Raw genomic sequence first — 19,310 nt, 5'->3', positions numbered from 1 at the left:
AATAAAATCAGCAAGTCTAAACAAACTTTATTAACTTTTACTGGGTAACCACAACTGGACGATTAATCCTGATAAAAACATCGCGGTGCCAACAAGCCAAAATGGCATTAATAGATCCTGTGACCACTGTGCCATCATGCCCATCACGAGTGCGCCAATTGCGTAACCTAAATCTCTCCAAAAACGATAAACGCCAATTAAACTGGCTCGATATTGAGCAGGAGAAAAATCGCCAACCGATGCACCTAAATTCGGATAGAGCATCGCCATACCAATCCCGATAAACCCAGCTTCGAAACTCCACAGAATAATACTTTGTGTGAATGGAATAGCGATAATCCCGAGCCCGCAAAACCACATTCCCCAGACAATTAGGGCTTTACGACCAATTTTGTCTGACAAAGGGCCGGTGATCAATTGAGTCGCGCCCCACACGACACCATAAATAGCAATGATTGCACCCGAGTTAATCAGTGATACTCCCTGAGAAATAAAGTAAATGGGCAGGAATATCCAAACAATGGTATCGGTAAACTTCTCAACCAAGCCAGCCTGATTCAGTGCAAATAATGGTCTATTTTCCATCGATGCTAACTTGAATAATTGGCTTAATGACTTTGTTTCCACGGTTTCATCATTGCTCTGTGCTTTTCGATAATGCAGTTCAGCCCAAGGTAAAGTTTCAACAATGGTTAATTTGGCCAAAATTAATCCCAATAAAATGACGCTCAAACTGAAATAAAACAAACCTTCCCGCGCGCCAAACCAAGTCACAATATAGGCGGTAATTAATCCAGCAATGCCCACAGCGGCATAGCCTGCGAACTCATTCACACCATTCACTAGACCTTTTTGGGTGCTTTTGGCGAGATCCAATTTACTATTTAATGCCATGGACCAGCAGAGTCCCTGATTAAAACCCAATAAAACGGTAGTGAAAATAATCCAGTTCCAACTCGGAGCTAATAATAAAATAAAAGGAATTGGCAATGCGACTAGCCAGCCGAGTAACAGTATGTTTTTACGGCCATATGCTTCACTGAGCTTTCCGGCAAATAAATTCATCACCGCTTTCACCAGCCCAAATACCACTACAAATGAAGCAAGCAAAAAAAACGCGTCATTGGCTAAACCAAACTCCGACTCTGCTAAGCCTGGAATGACGATGCGCGTCATACCAATGGTTAAGCCTACTAAGAATATCTGCACCAAATGCAGGCTGAACTGCTTAATATTGCGCTGTATGCCATGCTCAATCGTTAAATCCCTCGAAATATCGGCAGGCTCCTTGGTGTCTATTTGGGCTAAACTCGGTGGCATAAACGTCTCCTGACAAGTAACAAAACACTTGCATGATATCAAACAATATATTAACATTCAATTAATCAATTGAATGTTAATATGGGTATCTAATTATGTTTATGGTCCAAAGAGAAGTCCCCAACGATCCCTCTTCCATCTGTTACTTTATGGGGTGTGTCAGCCGAGGAAAAGCCATTGCAGTTGACGTACACCTTGATGATATTGAGTGGTTTATGAGCCAAACCAGACAAAAAGGTGTAGAGATTAATTATGTAATAGATACTCATGTCCATGCCGATCATTATTCAGGAGGAAAAATCCTTGCTGAACGCACTGGGGCTCAATACATGTTAAATGAGTTATCCGAAACCAATTTTGATTTTGTTGGACTAAAAGACCAACAAATCATCAATGCTGGGAATCTTGAAGTGAAAGTGATGCACACTCCGGGACACACATTAGATTCTATATGCCTATTAGTGACAGATCATTCGCGAGGCCCGAACCCATGGTTTTTACTGTCACAACATACGCTTTTTGTTGGCAGTGTTGGTCGTCCAGATTTACGTGGTCAAGAAGTCGAAATGGCAGCTCGTCTATATGACACTCTTCATAACAAGTTATTGATTCTTGATAGCCACATTGAAGTTTTACCGGGAGCCAAAGCAGGCAGTGCATGTGGTGCAGGGATCTCAGGTAAACCAATGTCGACGATAGGGTATGAGAAACTTAACAACCCGATATTCAAACTATCAAAATCAGATTTTATTGCCGAGATCATCGCAACTTTACCGCCTCACCCTGAAAATATGACTGAAATCGTGAAGGCTAATATCGCCGGATAATACCAAGCGGTATAACAGCGATATTTAGATTGTCTGCACAATTGGACTTTGTGTTCATATTTGAAAATTGATTTGTATCTGTGAGGGTAATTACTTAACATTCAATCACTAAATTGAATTAAGTCGTGAGTGAGTTATGAGCATCATTAAAAAACAACTTTTTGAGCAACTCGCTCTTATAGCCCATAGTTTAGGTTCACCTCAACGGGTTGAGATGCTTGATTATCTGGCACAAGCCGAATGCAGTGTTGATGAATTAAGCCGGTTAGTTGATCTGACAGTGGCCAATACCTCTCGGCATCTGCATATTTTAAAACAAAATGGCCTGGTTTTAGTGAGGAAAGATGGCAAGAGACGTTTATATAAAATAGCAGGTAATGATGTCGTACTCTTGATCAGCTGCTTGCGTAAAACCGCCGAAACTCACTTAGCAGAAGTGGATCGCCTAATGCTGCAGATCACACCTAACAGCCTTGAAAAACAGACCATATCCAGCAAAGAGCTAGTTAGCAAATTTGACGAACAGGAATTATTAATTCTTGATGTTCGACCCAAAAGAGAGTTCTTACAAGGTCATATTCGAGGCGCTATTAATGTTCAACCGGAAGAGATCCACGAAAAAATTCAAGATCTCCCCGCCAATAAGATAGTGGTCGCTTACTGTCGTGGCCCTTACTGCCTATATTCATATGAAATGATTGATTCATTGCGAGAAAAAGGAATAGAGGCGCTCAGGTTAGAAGATGGTTTTCCAGAATGGAAAGCGGCTGGTTTTCCCTATGAATAACACGCTTATAAAAGCTATTCACCACGAAGAAGAGAAAAAGAGATAATGGATCCCGGAACAAGCCCGGGATGACGGCAATGACAAATGCTCAGCTTGGCTTTTACTGTTAGCGAAGCGTTCCTGTAGCCATAGGTATTCCGTGAGCAGCGCGTTCCGTACTCAAGTGAGTCGCCCTAGCAGTGAGCTTGCGAACGTCCTAGCAGGGCGAAGCCCGCCCTTCTCTATTCTCACTCGAAGCACAGCGCCCTAACAGTTGGCGACTGAATCTCGAATAATTAAGGTCGGCGTTAACAAGGTGCGCTGCCCTTCACGCTCAGGGGTTTCCATCCGAGCAAGTAACATGGCGATAGCTTGCTCTGCCATCAGTTCTAATGGCTGGCGCATCGTGGTCAGTGGCGGGTTAAAATACTTGGCCCCTGGAATATCGTCATAACCTATCATCGACAGATCTTGTGGGATCGTCAGCCCATGCTCACCCGCAACGCGTATCGCCCCCATGGCCATTAAATCATTGGAGGCAAATACCGCTGTCACGGTTTTTTGCTGCTTAAGCAACTCAGTCATGGCCGTTACGCCACCTTCGTAAGTGAACTCACCCGATTGGATCCAACCTTCATCCACGTCTGCGTTGGCTTCAGCCATTGCGCGACGATATCCGGCAATACGGTTTTGGCTATTGGACTTTTCGAGCGGCCCGGCCAATAAGCCTATGCTGCGGTGACCCGCCGCTAATAGATGCTTGGTCGCCATATATCCGCCCTGTTCAGAATCATCGAGAATGCGATCATAACCCGCGCGTTCTGGCCCTGAATCCATCATAACCATCGGCATAGTGCCGTAGGAAGAAACCGGCAACTGACGCGCATCTGAGCTCATCATCAACATGCCGTCGACCCGCCGCTGACTTAACATGCTCATATAATCTTTAGCACGCTCCCTATTACCTTGGGTATTACACAAGATAAGGTTATAGCCGTGGCGATAGGCTACTTGGTCGACCCATTGGATCAGGTCGGCATAGAATGGGTTATTGGAATCGGTCACCAGCATGCCCAAGACTCGGCTGCTCCCCCCTTTCAGGCTACGCGCCACTATATTGGGCACATAGTTAAGCTGCATCACAGCGTTCTCGACCTTAGCTTTGCCCTCTGCTGAGACAAAACGTGTCTTGTTGAGCACGTGAGATACTGTGGTGGTAGAGACACCAGCCAGTTTGGCGACGTCACGAATGGTGGCCATGCAATGAGACTCCTATCGAAAATTAATATTACGGATGACAGCTTAATAGAGAAGTATACCTAAAGTAATAGGGTTAATGTTTCATTGCGAGTAGGAATAGAGCTTTGAGCCCCCACTCTAGTAACAGATAAAGCCGCTGCTGCTTGGCCAAAACGCACCGCCTCAAGTGCTGATTTACCTTCGAGTAAGCCCGTGACGAAACCGCCGTTAAAGGTATCGCCCGCCGCAGTCGTATCGACAGCATCGACAGTAAAACCAGCAACGTGCATGCCTTCCCCCTTGTGAGACAACCAAACGCCGCGTTTACCTAAGGTGATCAGCACCATTTCAATACCGAATTGGCTATGAAATTTATTCGCCGCAAGCCCAGCATCAGACAACTCATTGATTCTTATACCTGTTAACAGCTCAGCCTCAGTTTCGTTGGGCGTAATGATATCAACATTACGCAGTAACTCCTCCGGTAACAGCTTGGCAGGAGCAGGGTTTAATACCACTTTCACCCCTGCAGACTTGGCCACTTTTGCCGCTGTAACCAGCGTTTGAAGCGGCGTTTCAAGCTGGAGTAAAAGCAGTTCAGAAGTTACTATCGTCCCTTGATGTTCCGCCAACACAGCTTCAGTCAGTGCGCCATTTGCCCCTGGCCAGATGCCGATACGGTTTTCACCCGAATCTTCGACGTAGATCATCGCCAGCCCGGTATTTTCATCCATGATGGTGGTGATGCCGTCGATATTGATGCCCACATCCGCCAGACCAGACTTCATCTGCTCACCGATGGCATCACTGCCGACACAGCCTATCATCGCCACATCCGCACCGAGTTTAGCCGCTGCCACCGCTTGATTGGCTCCCTTGCCACCAGCGACAATTTGATAATGCTTGGCTTCGATAGTCTGCCCGCCACATGGCGCTGCGCTGACTTGCATAACATGATCTACATTAATGCTGCCCAATACGGATAATTTGGCCATCTGAGTCTCTCTTTTCTAATGTGATAAACAGCTTGATATGAAGCTTGGTTATAAGTGTTGAAAACTGGCCAGCCCAAAGCTGCGCAGCAAGGGGTAAACTCGAGCATTCACTATATTTCAATATTATGAATGCGTAACGACATCAGTTCACAATAATTTGCAGCGGTACTGGCTGAAACTCCGCAACCACTTCGCCGTTGAGCAGCTTAACCGCAGCTTCAACTCCCATGGCGCCGATGAGCTCTGGTTGTTGGGCAACAGTGGCATTTAACAGACCACGTTTAACCGCTGCAATCCCTTCATCTGTGCCATCAAAGCCAACAATAACAATCTCTTTACCCGCCCCACGAACGGCTCGTAATGCACCCAGTGCCATCTCATCGTTTTGAGCGAATATGGCCTGTACATTAGGCTTTGAAGCCAGTAAGTTTTCGGTAACGTTCAAACCTTTGGTGCGGTCGAAATCTGCAGGCTGTGATGCTTGAAGATCAAAACCATGGGCTGCCACGGCGAGCGCAAAGCCTTGCCCACGGTCACGGGAAGCTGACGCACCTGCGACACCTTCAAGCTGAACAACTTTAGCACCTTTACCGAGCTTTTCGGCGATGAAATCACCGGCAAGTTGTCCACCAGCGACATTATCAGACGCAATATGCGACACCACTTTTCCACGAGTCACACCACGATCCAATGTCACCAACGGAATACCTGCTCGATTGACCATGCGAGCTGCATTAGAGGCCGCATCGGAATCGGTGGGGTTCAACAAGATGGCTTTCACCTGACGTGTGGTCAAATCTTCAATATTACTCAGCTCTTTAGAGGGATCGTTCTGAGAATCGAGGACGATGAGTTTATAACCCAGTTCATCGGCTTTCTGTTCGGCGCCCTCTTTCATCGAAACAAAGAAGGGGTTGTTCAACGTCGACACCACTAAAGCCAAGGTATCTTTTGCCATAACTGGAGCAGCAATGCCTAAGGTTAAAACCAATGCGGTCGTGCAAGTGAGAAGCTTGTTCATTTTAGTCACCTTCATGGATTATTTATATGTGAGTCAATTATTTGTTTTTTATGAATTAGTCTTGCGATCAGCCAGTACCGCCAGCAAGATAACCCCAGCCTTAGCGATCATCTGGTAATAAGAAGACACATCCAGCAGGTTCAATGCATTATTAAGAAAACCAATGATCAAGGCGCCCACTAAAGTGCCCCAAATAAAACCACGTCCACCCGCTAAAGAAGCGCCGCCGACAACCACGGCCGCAATCGCATCAAGCTCGTAAGAGGTACCAGCAGTAGGTTGAGCCGAAGAGAGGCGTGAAGTCACAATCAAACCCGCCAGCGCCGCCATGGTGCCAGAGAGGGCGTAGACCGCTATTTTAACTCGGTCAACATTGATGCCAGACAAACGCGCCGCAGATTCATTACCACCGATGGCATAGATATAACGGCCTAGACGAGTATGAGTCAGCAATGCCCAGATAAGTACAAAGGTGATCAGCATTAACCAAACCGGCACAGGTACGCCAGCCATCCAACCCGTGCCGATATACGCAAAGCTGTCAGCGGTATCGGTAAAGCCCGTGGAGATAGGGCGACCTTCGGTATACACCATGGTCAAGCCACGTATTGCGGTCATGGTGACCAGTGTGGCGATAAACGCCTGCACTTTTCCTTTGGATATTAACAGGCCATTCATGGCACCCAGTGCGCCACCGAGCAACAAGGTCAGCGGTAAAGCCACGATTAACGGCAACTCAGCGCCTACCATGGACGCACCAAGTGCCCCCGTTAGCGCCAGTATGGCACCGACCGAGAGATCGATACCGGCGGTCAAAATCACTAAGGTCATGCCCACTGCGATAATGGCGTTAACCGAGGTCTGACGCAGGATGTTCATCAGGTTGCCCATGGTGAAGAACTGGTCGTTCAACATAGAGGCCACAACTATCAAGACTAAAAGTGCGATCAGGGCTTTTTGTTGTTTGAGCCATTCAAACATTTTAAGGCCAGTGAGGTTATTCGTTACCGTTTGATTCATTGTTATTATTCTCTAATCAGTGTTTGCCAATAGCCGCAGCCAAGAGTTGTTCCTGAGTCACGTTAGTCGCGTCGAATTCACCACTAATACAACCTCCCTTCATCACCATAATTCGGTCACTCATCCCCATCACCTCTGGCATATCAGAAGAGACGAGAATGATGCTCATCCCTGCTTGCTTAAACTGGTTAATCAATTCGTAAATCTCTTTCTTTGCACCCACATCAACGCCGCGAGTCGGCTCATCTAAGATCAATACCTTAGGTTTTGCCATCAGCCCTTTAGCTATCGCCGCTTTCTGTTGATTGCCGCCGGAAAGCTTGCCTATTGGTTGATCCAGCGAAGGCGTTTTTACATTGAATGCATCTTTGAAATAGGTCGCTTGTGCGTGCTCAGCCTCTGCATTTATGGCGCCCATATAGGAGAGCGCAGTGAGAGAGCTCAGGCTCATGTTCTGCTTTACCGACATTCCCAGCACTAAGCCGTCACCTTTACGATCTTCGGAGATATACGCAATGCCGGCTTTGATGCCTTCACTAGGGTGTGTTGGGTTTATCGGTTCACCATACAATTCTACGCTGCCACTGGTGCGCTTCACATCGCCGAACAACACCCGCATCAGCTCTGAACGTCCCGCGCCCATTAAGCCATTAAAGCCCAAAATTTCACCTTCATGCAGGTCGAAGCTAATATCATTAACCCCCTTACCTGAAAGGTTACGCACCTTCATCGATACTCGGCCAGATTGGTGTTCAACACGGGGATAGAGATCTTGCAACTTACGACCAACCATCAGCTCAATGAGGCTCTCTTCACTCAGATCTGAGGTAGCAGATTCAGCCACAAACTGGCCATCTCGCATAACCGTAACGCGATCGCAGATGGTAAAGATCTCCTGCAGACGATGGGAGATGTAAACGATACCAACGCCCTCTTGACGTAGCTCACGGATCACCTTAAACAGGCTTTGTGTCTCGCGCTCGGTTAGCGCATCGGTTGGTTCGTCCATCACGATGATATTGGAGTCAAATGACAACGCCTTGGCAATTTCGACCATTTGTTGTTCACCGAGCGGTAAGTTACCCATTTTTTCACGGCTACTGCGTTGCACATTTAAGCGAGCAAGCAAAGCATCGGCATCAGCGAACATCTTGGTCCAGTCAATAAAACCCAGCGCTTTTTGCGGCTCACGTCCTAAGAAGATATTTTCGGCAATGGAGAGGTTATCAATCAGGTTTAACTCCTGATGTATGATGCTGATCCCCGCCGCTTGGGATTGACGAGGTCCGTTAAATGTTACCTGTTCACCATTTAAAGTAATTTGACCAGCATCAGCCTGGTATATCCCCGTCATCACCTTCATCATGGTCGATTTACCCGCGCCATTCTCTCCCATCAATGCCATTACCTGACCGGGGAAAACGTTCAATAGGGCACCGTCTAGCGCCTTGACACCAGGGAAGGATTTTTCAATACCTGTCAGACTCAGCAGTGCTTTCATTTGAACACCACACCCGCCTGCAGAATAATATTAGCGTATGGCGTGCACTCTCCGGTGCGGACCACAGCGCGGCTATTTGCCGTTTGTGCCTTAAAAGCTTCATGGCTAACTGCGGTGATCTTAATCGACTGGGATTGCTCTTTACCTATCTGTTCAAGCACCTGCATCAGCTGAGTGTGCATATCGGCGCTATGAACCAACATCTCTTGCGCGATAACCACTGATTCAATTTGTAGCTCAGTGGCCACGATTTTAAGGGTATCGATAAAAGCAGGAACACCATGGGTCAAGGCGAGATCGATACGCTCACAAGACACAGGTATCGGTAACCCCGCATCCCCTAAGGTGATCTCATCGGTATGAGCAGACAGAGCGATAACTCGAGCCAAATCACTGTTAAGCAATGCGCCTTTTCTCATATCACTGACCTTACTAGAATAATGAATCAATACGCGCAAACGTTTGCGCAAACGATTGCGTCATATTAATTCGTCATTAGAACTATTTCTAGAGGGAAAACTCGATCAAGATCACAGATCCAGCAGAGTTAACAGTAAATAACCTATTTAGCCACACCAGCTCACCATTGACTCAATGTTATTAACTGGCCATGCTCCTGCTGCAGCCGTTAACCAAACGTTACTCATCCATCGTAACTTGCAGGTAAATCCGTTCTTTATTCAAGCAAAAAACACCGAACATAAGCTCGGCGTTTTTATATTAATACCTTTAAATTAAGCGTGATACGTTCACCCGCAGAGGATTACCTCATCCTCGACGATGCCCTAAGCCTTAAGGACAGAAAAAGCGCACCTCATAGTCAAAACAAACACCATCTGGCTGATCTGCATTTCGGCATACTAATCCACCGTTAGCCGATAAAGTCGAGAAGATCTCCCCTGTTTGACTGGCCGGAATCGTGGTGCCTAGACGACGGGCTTGGAAATTCCATGGATTGGCACAAACAGCTGGATGCGCAGCACGACTTTCCCAATCACCCGAACCACTGGGGTCATCCCTATCAAGCCACTGTGTCCAAGACGCAGGTACTCGGCCCATTTCATCCATGATGTCATTGCGGTTATTGTCGCGCCTTTGATCCATAAAATTCATGCCTCCGGTATGGCATTCTCGGGTCATGATGCCCATGTCGTTACCAAGTCCAAGCCAACCTTCCACCACACTCACGACACCATCGTCAGCTCCAGGAATAATCCATGAGGCAGCGTTACATTTCCAGCGCCAAAACTGCAGTGACTCCCACCAGTTGCTTGGCATGTCATGAGTTGTGCGGTAGTAAAAGGTTCGTTGCTGACTATTGAAGGGAAGCATAATCGCCCAAGGAATGCTGCTGGCAGTTGTTAACGACCATTGCGCCTGACAATCATCAATATTAAAGATGTCGTTAATTATGCCAGCTCCACTCCCCACGTACAGATCCATCAATAACGAACCTTGATATGGCGTACCTACAGTTTGAATTGGCCTTGGAGCGGGCGAATTATCCAAACCTGTGAAGTAATAACTTTGCATGTGTACTGCAGCCTGACCCCCTTGGGAATGGGCGACGACAGAGAACCAATCTCGAAATGCAGCATTGGATTGCAGGGCTAATTCGACGGCAAAATCATTACGCCCCATACTGGTGATTGGGCTGTTGTATTCCTCGGTCGGCCCGTCATTGAAGCGCCACTCCTGCCAAGTCGCTATATTGGCGCACCATCCGTGCACCAACATAATACCATTGGCATCGAAATTAGTGCTTTCTTGAACTCTCTGAGCTTTCTGAGCTCTGGTAACTGGAACAGAAATATCGTTTTTACCCAACAGCATTTCATCGTTTATTTCAACCGCCGACGCTTTGATACTCTCTTGCTCAGGAAACGCTACGACGGGTACAAAAAGGGTTGTTTTGCTATTCAGCAATAAGTAAGTATTAGGATCGAGCAAACGGATATTTCTGAACTCAAACCCTTGCTGTCCATGGGTGTCTGCCAGTGCAAACCAACGGGAGTCTAGTGCTACGGATATACTGTTGCCGATACTGGTTTCATGGACTGACGTGATAGTATTGATAGACGATACTGGTTTTTCATCGCGCCAGATCTCGGCATAAAACACCAACAACTCTTTCTCAGCGACCCCTTCAATGCCGATATCCACACTCAGTCGATTTTCATCAAGCACTTTGGCTCGGCTGACTGAGGTTAACTGAGCCTCAGAGCTCAGCACTGGGAAGCCATAATAACCAGTTCGTTGAATCACATCGCCATTGCTCATAGTGGCACTAAATACCACTTCCAATCTGTAATCACCCGCAGATAATTTAGGTATTGTGGTGCTGATTTCGCCTTCTGGAGAAATGCTCACCTCGTACTCTTGAAACTCTTTATCCTTATGCTTATTTGCCATCAGAGCCTTAGTATCAACTGAATTTCGAGATGTAAATTCTGCTGACTCAGCATGACTAAACAAGAGTGCGCTTGCATTCAAATACTCAATTTCAGTGCTATTGATCACCGAATATGGGGCAGTTTTTTGGCTCGTTTCTTGTTCGGAGTCAGGCACTCTCAACTCAAATAAAAACGTATTAGGCTGGCTAGATAGCAACATTTGATCAGCGTCCCATATCGCCAAGTTTGCACCGTCCTCATAGGTGATCAGCACATTGCCGTTAGATGTATCCGCACTTAAACCGTTTAGTCTAATTTCCCATCGTCCCTGAATATCGACATTACGATTAATTGAGATAGTACGCACAGCCGACGCCTCACTCACCACCACGTTACTGCTGAGTTCAACGCATGCAGGCCCTTCACAAACTATCTCTGCCCCCTGAATGACATATCGATTTCCCGCAGGACTCAGCAGCTCAACCTCACTGAATCGTTTTCCCTTCAGGGTTTCTAATACAGAGAAGCCTTTTATATCATTGATAAAAAAGTCACCAGCCCAACTGCCATCAACGGCATTTTCTAAGGGTAACAAATATAAATTAGATTGACTGGCCGCTGCAGATAGATGACTTAATAGTTCACGCTTAATGAAAATCTCTTCTGCACTCCCCATATTTGATTTTACGGGCAACGTAGCAGACACCACCATTCCAGAAATGGAACACAAGCTAATGCCAAGTAAACTCGCTAAGGTTAATTTTTTCAAAACATACCATCCTTAATATAAAAACTTAAAATCCTTTCAAATAACCGACACACTTCACCAATATAAAAGTGGTGAGTTTTAGCATCAAAAATATGAAACTAAGCGTGTTAACTACCTTGAAAAATACTAACAGGATGGATTTATACTCCGCAGCAGAATTGATGGATATAGTAAAAATGACCCAACGCCGCGAGAGGTCTGTGAAAGTAATGATTAAACAATAACTAATGGAAAATTAAGATAAAGAAACTGATAGCAATGGTAGGGTCTGTGGGAGTACATATGACAAAGTCAGTGAATTCTGTCTTAGCCTGACCAAATCCTCTGACCAGTTATAGCTAACACCGACCTTAGACAAATGGTATCGAAGTCGGTATCAATGTTAAGTGTCACTTGTGAGGCATTACTGCCCAGGTCGGTAAACATCTTATTGATAACAGCAACAAGCGGCGATATTGCTTCGTAGGATGTACTTATGTAACTCGCTGGCTCGGGCATCTTACCTTTACTGTTCTTAGCAAGTAACCTCACTAACAACTTGATAATTAATCACTTCACAGTCAGTCCCGTTTCATTTAACCTGTTGTTAACAACAAACATAAAGGAATATCTGTGAAATTATCTTCAATCACACTGTTAGGGATATTAACGGCTCTATTTAGCTTTGCAGCTCATAGTACTTCTGCAAGTAAAGAGTGCATTCAAGACTTAAATTATTTGCCGGATTTCCTCAAATAGAGTTTTTATCCGGAAAAAGTGTACTTATTACTTTGCCCAGCTTTGCTCCCGCCAACAGATCACCTTTAATCCAGTTACTCAAAGATAACCACCAACAGCTTGCTGCAACGCCCAACTGGATTATTGATGTACGAAAAAATGGTGGCGGTTTTGACTCAAGTTACACACCTTTACTACCTTGGCTGATAGGAAGCCAGAGAGTGGAAGTCGGTATGGAGTAGCTAGTCACACCGGAAAACACCGCAGCACAACAAATATGTCAACGTTACGACCCTGATAATAAGGAGTGTTTCGAATGGGCCGACAGTATTGTTAAGGTTATGCAAACTGGCGTTAATGGTCAGTTTATCCAGAAGGGTGAAACGATCACTTTTAAATCTGAAGAGAACTTAGAACCCAAAAGGCCAAGCCGAGTTGCGATTTTAATTGCTCGCTCTTGTGGGAGTTCCTGCGAACAATTTTTACTTACAGCAAGACAAAGCTTCAACGTTAAACTGTTAGGTAGTAGAACCTATGGCTCCTTAGACTACTCCAACTTAAGACCTCATCTGCTGCCATCCGGCAACTTTGAACTCTCCTACGCGACTTCAAAGAGCTTACGCTTACCTCATCTCCCTGTGGACATAGCCGGTGTGATCCCAGACATATACCTACCTTCGATAGAAGATGAAGATGGTGAAAGACTTGACGTAATAAGAGTGAAAAACTGGCTTGAGAGTGGAAGCTTCACGCTAGAGACTACGCAGAAAACGGAATAGGCGAGTATCTGTTAATATTTATTAAATCAGTCCGCCAATGGGAATAACTGGCGATAGCTCATGCCATTTTGCCAGTATCATACTGAATAATACTTAATTTATTCAGTATGATACTTAAGAAGCAGTGGGTCTCAAGTCATAATAGAAATGCCTACGACCATTAACACATACATAATAAAACCTAGGCTATTACCTACCCAGATGGTTGGATTTTTATGGTATAAACCATATGTGCTCCACAACAAAGCAATAAAAGCGTAAAGCCCCCATGTCACCAGCGATAAACCTGCGGCATGCTCACTGTGAGAAAAATAAAGTTTGTACAGTTGTGGGAGCGTGGCAATAGGGCTAATCAAGCCCATTACGAGCATAAGAGGTTCTAGTTTTTTACCAACACGCGCTAGGAGTGACATACAGCTTGCCCTATATGATTAATACTTAAATATATACAAAAAACAGCTTATTCATACCCATAAATAAACTTCGTCCATATTTTATACTCTACCCAGTCACCATATACGAATTATTTCCACTCTCTTTTGATGGTGCTCTATTCCTAAGCGGTTACCTTGACAGAGTGAGTGTGGCTGATTAAAATTCAACCCCTTCATAATTTATGGGCGTTGTTTAAACGTTGTAATTCACTATGGAAGAGCACACAGTCCAACTATTTAAAGATAATAGATTACTGACTGCAGCGGTATCAGCTATTGGTGCTGCGCTTTGTATCTGGGCCCTTGCGGCATTCGATAATTCACTTAAGTTTGACTGGTTGTTGATTGCTCCCTTTGGTGCCACCATGGTACTTATCTTTGGTGTACATCAAAGTCCATTAGCACAACCAAAAAATGTCATTGTTGGTCACTTACTCACCGCTAGTGTTGGTCTACTGTTTAGCAATTATCTTGCCGTTACGCCATTGACCCTTGGTTTAGCCGTGGGATCTGGCCTATTCCTCATGTTATTGTTCGACGTAACCCATCCTCCCGCAGGAGGAAATCCACTCATGATAATGATTGGTGGCCATACGACATGGAGCTTTTTGTTACACCCCATATTGCTCGGAACAGTTTCAATTGTCATTTTGGCTATCATTTTTCACCGATTTATTCCAGGGCATCAATACCCGACACGGAGCGCTAAATAAGAAAGGTTCGCTCCGTCTTTTATGGCACTTAAGCTACCAGTAATGCGAGGAATAACATGCAGATAGATGGTCATCATGGATTGACTTATATCGCAGCTAGATTTGCAGGTTTTAATTCTAAAGAAGCAGCTAAAGTGGCTTACAGCGCACAATACGTAGATGATGCATTGCAAGCCCACCGATTCGATATATTGCATGATGTACTGCCTAAATATGGTATTTGCGTAGCATGATCTAGCCCTAACTATAACCACTCATCATTATTGTCGGCCTGCAAACCCATTCATACACAGGTAAGCAGAAGACTTGAATAGGTGAGTTCTGTTATATCAACAAAACCGTCAACATCGACTCGCCTGGCTTAGGTTTGCCAAAACACCCAGAGCAGTTCACTTCACTTCACCACTTAGATTATTCCTCAATGGTAATAATCATTTTCCAAAACACTATATTGTTCCTTTTAAAAGCGAGAGTAGACTAGCCCCATCGATTGAGAGCAAGCAATAAAACTTAATGGCTTGATCTGATTAAACTCTTTTTATTTTTAATATTCGTTTTTATTTTTAATTCTATTTTTAATTTTTTGGAGAATACCATGAGCAGTGTATTTTATATGCCTCCTGTGACCTTAATGGGTCAAAACGCAATTCAAAGTCTAGGCGCTGAACTTGCGACTAAAGAACTTAGCAAGGCGCTGATTGTCACTGACAGCGTATTAGTTGAAATTGGCCTAGTTAATAATCTAACTGCAGAGCTCGCTAAATATAATATCGACTTTGCTATTTTTGATGGGGTTAAACCTAACCCAACAGAAAAGAACATTGAAGATGGTTTAGCTGTATTGGCTAAAGAGAAATGTGATTTTGTGATCTCATTTGGTGGTGGCTCTTCTCACGACGCCGCTAAAGGTATTGCACTAGTAGCAGCAAATGGCGGTCATATTCGTGATTACTCTAAAGGCGTGCATCTATCTAAAAAACCACAATTACCACTTGTGACTGTTAACACAACAGCAGGTACTGCGTCTGAGATGACAGTATTTGCCATTATCGCTAACGAAGAAGATCAAACTAAGTACCCTGTCGTTGATAAGCACTTTACTCCGATTATTGCCGTTAACGATTCTGAATTAATGGTCGCTATGCCTAAGTTCTTAACAGCTGCGACTGGTATGGATGCTTTAACGCACGCCGTTGAAGCTTACGTATCTACGGCAGCAACACCAATTACCGATGCCACTGCCATTAAAGCGATTGAGTTAATCTCACAAAACTTAGCCACCGCAGTTGAAAATGGTGAAGACCGCCCTGCTCGTGATGCGATGCAATATGGTGAATACCTAGCTGGTATGGCGTTCTCTAACGCTTCTCTTGGTTATGTTCACTCTATGGCGCACCAATTAGGCGGTGTTTACGACTTAATACATGGCCTATGTAATGCCATCTTGCTACCTGAAGTATCACGTTTCAATGCCAAGGTAACGCCTGAGCGTTTCGTTGATATTGCTAAAGCGATGGGCGTAGACGTTACAGGCATGACTCAAGAACAAGCAGTTGAAGCAGGGATTGTAGCAATTGAAACCTTGTCCACTCTAGTGGGTACTAACCAAGGTTTAGCAGATCTTGGTGTGAAAGAAGACAAACTTGCATTTATGGCACAGAACGCCCTAAACGATGCTTGTTCGTTAACCAACCCACGTAAAGCAAGTCTTGAAGAGATCGTCGCTATCTTTAAAGCTCGTCTCTAACCCCAAATTAACCATCCAAAACCAACAACACGGGAAAGGCATCTGCTTTTCCCTTTTATTCTTTTTTCAAGGTAAAAAAATGACTAGCTTAACTATCCAAAAAAACAAAATTACTTTAATAAAATCAGGTAGCTTTAAACTAAATGACCTAAGCAAGCTACTTAACGTAGCCAACTTAAAAAGTGATATGGCAGAAGTAGCAGTGACTAATAATAGTAATGCATTGACGATAGGTCACTTTACTATGTCTCCAGGTACTGAATTTGAGTATTTCTATGATTCTGTAGAATACAAAGTCATCACTAAAGGTAAAATCGTGGTACGCGATACTGATAATGTTAAATATGTGGCAGAAGTAGGTGATGTCTTATTATTCTCACCAGATGTTACCGTTATTTTTGATGCTGAAAGTGATGGCGAAGCGATCTATACCGCTCACCGTGCTGCTGCAGCTGATTTTGCACCACAAGCTTAACAATATCGACGACTTCGACGACTAAATAGGTCTTTTTGACAATGTCTAACACCGTTAGTACATACAGTTAATCTGAACGACCAAGATCTAGAAATTAAAGATACAAATAAAAGGAGGGGTTAAGTTATCAGTTTACTTCCCCCTTTTTATTCATTCAATTTCAATCATTACCAAAGCAATTCGCTCTCTCTCTCCCACTTTTACTTTAAACAAGATCACTCCTTCCAACATTATAATCCTTGGCTGTATTGGGCATGGGTCGACACTGTCACCATGGCATCAAGTTGTGCCTTAGCATCACGACCGCCCTTGATTAGATTTTCAAAATGATGGATTAACTGAACTTTATCCAGCTCAGCCTTGGATCCAGAGCCTATATTGGTCAAATCGATAAAGAACTCATCGAACAAGTGTGAGAAATCATCGATAACATCCATATTCAAAAATTGTTCATGGTTATAGATGCTGGGATAACCCCCTTTTTGCTTGTCTACTGCAAAAGAGATCCCTTTCATATTAGTGATGGTAGTGGCTTTTTCACACTTGAGCATACAGCCATCTTCAATACTGGACTTATTGCAGCCGACTGTTTGCTGGAAAAAGCACTGCCTGCTGGTCATCATTAGGATGGGGTGGTAGATGCTGTACAACAACTTAAAATTTGCTGGCCGTGAAATATTTTTGATCTGGTTCTGATTGATCTCATTAGAGATAAACGCACCAGCACAATTTAACTCTTGTTGCAGCGTTAATAACGCATAGGAGTTGGTCGTATTCATGAAAGGACCGGCGATCCACTCGATGTTCATCTCAAATGCCTTGTATGCCACGCCAGTATTATTGGTGACAATTCGTGCAGGCTTGACTTGCTCAAGAATCTTAACCGCTTCGAGGTAGTCTTTGCCGATCAGCACAGCTGGAAACCAGGGGATCAGTCTTGGGTTTCTTAACAAGATATCGATGTACTTAGTGCAATTTTTCTTAAAACTTTCCGGCAACTTGAAATAGATATCAGCATCAGTGACATCGCAAAGATGCAGATCTTTCTCATCGCTTATCAATATTGATAGCGTGGGCGTTTCTGTCAGCTTGCTATGTTTTATCAACTTAGGCAGAGTCACTGCAGCAATAACCTCAACCGAGTCATTCAATAGAAAAGCTATCTGATTTTTAATTCGGGTCAACTCTTTAAACGGCATATTAAGACCCGTTTCGAGGCCGCTGAAATCGAATCCTTGCAGCGCGTATTTGCCATGTTGCAGACTCTTGAAGCGCTTTTCGATAGCACTTTTATCCACCGACGCTTGCTCCGATGCAATGAGCGTCATCTCAGATTGTACGCAAAATTCATGCTTATCGGTGCTGACATCAACCGTTAGCGGCTTGCCTGCTTGTCCACTAAAACTGATGTGTAATGGCGATTTGGCAATACTTAAGTGCTTAATTTTTTCGGCGACTTGAGCACCAATAGCATTTTTCTCTGCAGAAAGGTCTTTTTGCACAGCTTGAATTTGCACCACAGAGATAGCGTTATGTTTATCGTTGGCATGCTGAAAGCTATTATCTCGAGGATTATCGATAAACATATTTTTGGTGAGTTCCCCCTTTAAAAAAGAGTTAGTGAAATCACGGTTAAACACCTTATAAAGGTTGGTATTATCGGATAACAACTTGCCGGTTTCGACAAACTTATCTATCTGTTTGCGCCAGCTCTCCACCACAGTATGGACATATTGTGCGCCTTTTATACGTCCCTCGATCTTTAGCGAATCGACGCCAGCGTCAACCAATTCTGGCAGGTCGAAATAAGCGGAGTTATCTTTTAGGTTCAATGGGAATCGGTTACCGACATTGGTGATCTCATATTCATCGCGACAAGCTTGGCTGCATCGGCCGCGGTTGCCTGAGTTGCCTACACTGACCGAACTCGAATAACACTGGCCCGAGAAGGCGATACAAAGCGCGCCATGGACAAAGACCTCGGTGAGCACACCATGCTCATGGGCAAGTGCAGTAAGACTCTTTATCTCACCGAGATTCAATTCACGGGACAAGTTGGCTCGAGTAGCACCAATCTTGGCCAAAAAACGTATTTGACCTGAGTTGTGGGTAGTAAGCTGGGTCGATGCGTGTACCGCCAAACTAGGAAAATGCGTCTTGACCAGATTAAATATCCCCAGATCCTGCACGATAATGCCATCGATGCCAATATTCACGATTTGATTGAGTAGCTTAACTAAGCTCGGGATCTCTTGCTCTAGGATCACAATATTCATGGTCAAGAATACTTCACACTGGTATTGATGTGCTAGCCCAATGACCCCCATTAAATCATCGAATGAGAGATTAGTTGCCCGATTACGAGCATTGAATGTATCTAGGCCACAGTAGACGGCGTTTGCACCCGCAACAATCGCAGCTTTGATCGCATCGACATCCCCACCCGGTGCCAATAATTCAATTTTTCTACTCATCGCGACATACCCATTTCATTGCTTAGTTAAATTTCGGCGTGGATCCTACCACAAGCTTCAGGGTTTACTGTTGTAATGGTCAATAAAGAGCAAAAAAGGCTCATGCTTAACCTTAGTATT

The 19,310-nt window shown here is 44.5% G+C and carries 18 protein-coding genes; 8 read left to right on the top strand and 10 right to left on the bottom strand.

The features are described 5' to 3' along the window. Positions 1 to 30 precede the first annotated feature (30 nt). Positions 31 to 1,320 carry an MFS transporter gene (locus HWQ47_RS04725; RefSeq protein ID WP_269970031.1) on the bottom strand — a complete coding sequence of 430 codons (1,290 nt, stop codon included), beginning with the start codon at positions 1,318 to 1,320 and terminating at the stop codon, positions 31 to 33. Between the two features lie 95 nt (positions 1,321 to 1,415). Here HWQ47_RS04725 and HWQ47_RS04720 point away from each other — a divergent pair, with 95 nt between their 5' ends. Together HWQ47_RS04720 and HWQ47_RS04715 are read left to right on the top strand one after the other, a co-directional pair. Beyond that, positions 1,416 to 2,147, top strand: coding sequence for an MBL fold metallo-hydrolase (locus tag HWQ47_RS04720; RefSeq protein WP_269970030.1), 732 nt, complete (start codon positions 1,416 to 1,418; stop codon positions 2,145 to 2,147). A gap of 136 nt (positions 2,148 to 2,283) precedes the next feature. Continuing rightward, on the top strand, positions 2,284 to 2,934 hold the full coding sequence (locus HWQ47_RS04715) for an ArsR/SmtB family transcription factor (protein WP_269970029.1): 651 nt from the start codon (positions 2,284 to 2,286) through the stop codon (positions 2,932 to 2,934). 246 nt (positions 2,935 to 3,180) lie between these two features. On the opposite strand, the gene HWQ47_RS04710 is transcribed toward HWQ47_RS04715, so the two are convergent. The 7 genes from HWQ47_RS04710 to HWQ47_RS04680 form a co-directional block, all read right to left on the bottom strand. After that, on the bottom strand, positions 3,181 to 4,173 hold the full coding sequence (locus tag HWQ47_RS04710; protein WP_269970028.1) for a LacI family DNA-binding transcriptional regulator: 993 nt from the start codon (positions 4,171 to 4,173) through the stop codon (positions 3,181 to 3,183). 59 nt (positions 4,174 to 4,232) lie between these two features. Continuing rightward, positions 4,233 to 5,147, bottom strand: a complete 915-nt coding sequence (gene rbsK / locus HWQ47_RS04705; protein ID WP_269970027.1) for a ribokinase — start codon at positions 5,145 to 5,147, stop codon at positions 4,233 to 4,235. A gap of 142 nt (positions 5,148 to 5,289) precedes the next feature. Continuing rightward, entirely contained in the window at positions 5,290 to 6,168 is an 879-nt protein-coding gene (rbsB, locus tag HWQ47_RS04700; RefSeq protein WP_269970026.1) for a ribose ABC transporter substrate-binding protein RbsB, read from the bottom strand. Between the two features lie 48 nt (positions 6,169 to 6,216). Beyond that, a complete protein-coding gene (gene rbsC, locus HWQ47_RS04695) occupies positions 6,217 to 7,188 on the bottom strand; it encodes a ribose ABC transporter permease (protein WP_269970025.1) in 972 nt (323 codons plus the stop codon). A gap of 16 nt (positions 7,189 to 7,204) precedes the next feature. After that, a complete protein-coding gene (gene rbsA / locus HWQ47_RS04690; RefSeq protein ID WP_269970024.1) occupies positions 7,205 to 8,689 on the bottom strand; it encodes a ribose ABC transporter ATP-binding protein RbsA in 1,485 nt (494 codons plus the stop codon). Then, positions 8,686 to 9,108, bottom strand: a complete 423-nt coding sequence (gene rbsD / locus HWQ47_RS04685; RefSeq protein WP_269970023.1) for a D-ribose pyranase — start codon at positions 9,106 to 9,108, stop codon at positions 8,686 to 8,688. Before rbsD ends, rbsA begins: the two co-directional genes overlap by 4 nt. 373 nt (positions 9,109 to 9,481) lie before the next feature. Next, entirely contained in the window at positions 9,482 to 11,851 is a 2,370-nt protein-coding gene (locus HWQ47_RS04680; protein WP_269970022.1) for a hypothetical protein, read from the bottom strand. Positions 11,852 to 12,546: 695 nt separating this feature from the next. Here HWQ47_RS04680 and HWQ47_RS27950 point away from each other — a divergent pair. Both HWQ47_RS27950 and HWQ47_RS27945 read left to right on the top strand, forming a co-directional pair. After that, positions 12,547 to 12,810: a S41 family peptidase gene (locus HWQ47_RS27950; RefSeq protein WP_326515469.1), complete on the top strand. Its 264-nt coding sequence runs from the start codon at positions 12,547 to 12,549 to the stop codon at positions 12,808 to 12,810. 99 nt (positions 12,811 to 12,909) lie between these two features. Beyond that, the gene (locus HWQ47_RS27945; protein WP_326515468.1) at positions 12,910 to 13,347 is read left to right on the top strand and encodes a hypothetical protein; all 438 of its coding nucleotides are present in this window, start codon (positions 12,910 to 12,912) and stop codon (positions 13,345 to 13,347) included. A 131-nt stretch (positions 13,348 to 13,478) separates the two neighbouring features. On the opposite strand, the gene HWQ47_RS04670 is transcribed toward HWQ47_RS27945, so the two are convergent. After that, positions 13,479 to 13,760, bottom strand: coding sequence for a SemiSWEET transporter (locus HWQ47_RS04670; RefSeq protein ID WP_269970021.1), 282 nt, complete (start codon positions 13,758 to 13,760; stop codon positions 13,479 to 13,481). Between the two features lie 233 nt (positions 13,761 to 13,993). Here HWQ47_RS04670 and HWQ47_RS04665 point away from each other — a divergent pair, with 233 nt between their 5' ends. The 4 genes from HWQ47_RS04665 to HWQ47_RS04650 all read left to right on the top strand — a co-directional run bounded on the left by HWQ47_RS04665 (position 13,994) and on the right by HWQ47_RS04650 (position 16,716). After that, entirely contained in the window at positions 13,994 to 14,494 is a 501-nt protein-coding gene (locus HWQ47_RS04665) for an HPP family protein (RefSeq protein ID WP_269970020.1), read from the top strand. Between the two features lie 56 nt (positions 14,495 to 14,550). Then, positions 14,551 to 14,727 (top strand): DUF6765 family protein, encoded by a 177-nt coding sequence (locus tag HWQ47_RS04660; protein ID WP_269970019.1) that lies wholly within the window; start codon positions 14,551 to 14,553, stop codon positions 14,725 to 14,727. Positions 14,728 to 15,089: 362 nt separating this feature from the next. Beyond that, positions 15,090 to 16,241 carry an iron-containing alcohol dehydrogenase gene (locus HWQ47_RS04655; RefSeq protein ID WP_269970018.1) on the top strand — a complete coding sequence of 384 codons (1,152 nt, stop codon included), beginning with the start codon at positions 15,090 to 15,092 and terminating at the stop codon, positions 16,239 to 16,241. 79 nt (positions 16,242 to 16,320) lie between these two features. Beyond that, complete coding sequence (locus HWQ47_RS04650; RefSeq protein WP_269970017.1) at positions 16,321 to 16,716, top strand: hypothetical protein; 396 nt, start codon at positions 16,321 to 16,323, stop codon at positions 16,714 to 16,716. A gap of 230 nt (positions 16,717 to 16,946) precedes the next feature. Here HWQ47_RS04650 and HWQ47_RS04645 read toward each other — a convergent pair whose 3' ends face one another. Next, complete coding sequence (locus HWQ47_RS04645; RefSeq protein ID WP_269970016.1) at positions 16,947 to 19,190, bottom strand: peptidase U32 family protein; 2,244 nt, start codon at positions 19,188 to 19,190, stop codon at positions 16,947 to 16,949. Between the last annotated feature and the right edge of the window lie 120 nt (positions 19,191 to 19,310).

This window comes from Shewanella sp. MTB7 (assembly GCF_027571385.1).
In the GTDB taxonomy this organism is placed as follows: Bacteria; Pseudomonadota; Gammaproteobacteria; order Enterobacterales; family Shewanellaceae; genus Shewanella.
The sequence above is the reverse complement of the archived record's forward strand: the minus strand, read 5'-3'. Positions and strand labels throughout refer to the sequence as shown.

What these genes read in the sequence shown, in the direction of transcription:
- HWQ47_RS04725 (WP_269970031.1), bottom strand. Translation starts at nt 1,320, where the DNA reads ATGCCACCGAGTTTAGCCCAAATAGACACCAAGGAGCCTGCCGATATT.
- HWQ47_RS04720 (WP_269970030.1), top strand. Translation starts at nt 1,416, where the DNA reads ATGTTTATGGTCCAAAGAGAAGTCCCCAACGATCCCTCTTCCATCTGT.
- HWQ47_RS04715 (WP_269970029.1), top strand. Translation starts at nt 2,284, where the DNA reads ATGAGCATCATTAAAAAACAACTTTTTGAGCAACTCGCTCTTATAGCC.
- HWQ47_RS04710 (WP_269970028.1), bottom strand. Translation starts at nt 4,173, where the DNA reads ATGGCCACCATTCGTGACGTCGCCAAACTGGCTGGTGTCTCTACCACC.
- rbsK (WP_269970027.1), bottom strand. Translation starts at nt 5,147, where the DNA reads ATGGCCAAATTATCCGTATTGGGCAGCATTAATGTAGATCATGTTATG.
- rbsB (WP_269970026.1), bottom strand. Translation starts at nt 6,168, where the DNA reads ATGAACAAGCTTCTCACTTGCACGACCGCATTGGTTTTAACCTTAGGC.
- rbsC (WP_269970025.1), bottom strand. Translation starts at nt 7,188, where the DNA reads ATGAATCAAACGGTAACGAATAACCTCACTGGCCTTAAAATGTTTGAA.
- rbsA (WP_269970024.1), bottom strand. Translation starts at nt 8,689, where the DNA reads ATGAAAGCACTGCTGAGTCTGACAGGTATTGAAAAATCCTTCCCTGGT.
- rbsD (WP_269970023.1), bottom strand. Translation starts at nt 9,108, where the DNA reads ATGAGAAAAGGCGCATTGCTTAACAGTGATTTGGCTCGAGTTATCGCT.
- HWQ47_RS27945 (WP_326515468.1), top strand. Translation starts at nt 12,910, where the DNA reads ATGCAAACTGGCGTTAATGGTCAGTTTATCCAGAAGGGTGAAACGATC.
- HWQ47_RS04670 (WP_269970021.1), bottom strand. Translation starts at nt 13,760, where the DNA reads ATGTCACTCCTAGCGCGTGTTGGTAAAAAACTAGAACCTCTTATGCTC.
- HWQ47_RS04665 (WP_269970020.1), top strand. Translation starts at nt 13,994, where the DNA reads ATGGAAGAGCACACAGTCCAACTATTTAAAGATAATAGATTACTGACT.
- HWQ47_RS04660 (WP_269970019.1), top strand. Translation starts at nt 14,551, where the DNA reads ATGCAGATAGATGGTCATCATGGATTGACTTATATCGCAGCTAGATTT.
- HWQ47_RS04655 (WP_269970018.1), top strand. Translation starts at nt 15,090, where the DNA reads ATGAGCAGTGTATTTTATATGCCTCCTGTGACCTTAATGGGTCAAAAC.
- HWQ47_RS04650 (WP_269970017.1), top strand. Translation starts at nt 16,321, where the DNA reads ATGACTAGCTTAACTATCCAAAAAAACAAAATTACTTTAATAAAATCA.
- HWQ47_RS04645 (WP_269970016.1), bottom strand. Translation starts at nt 19,190, where the DNA reads ATGAGTAGAAAAATTGAATTATTGGCACCGGGTGGGGATGTCGATGCG.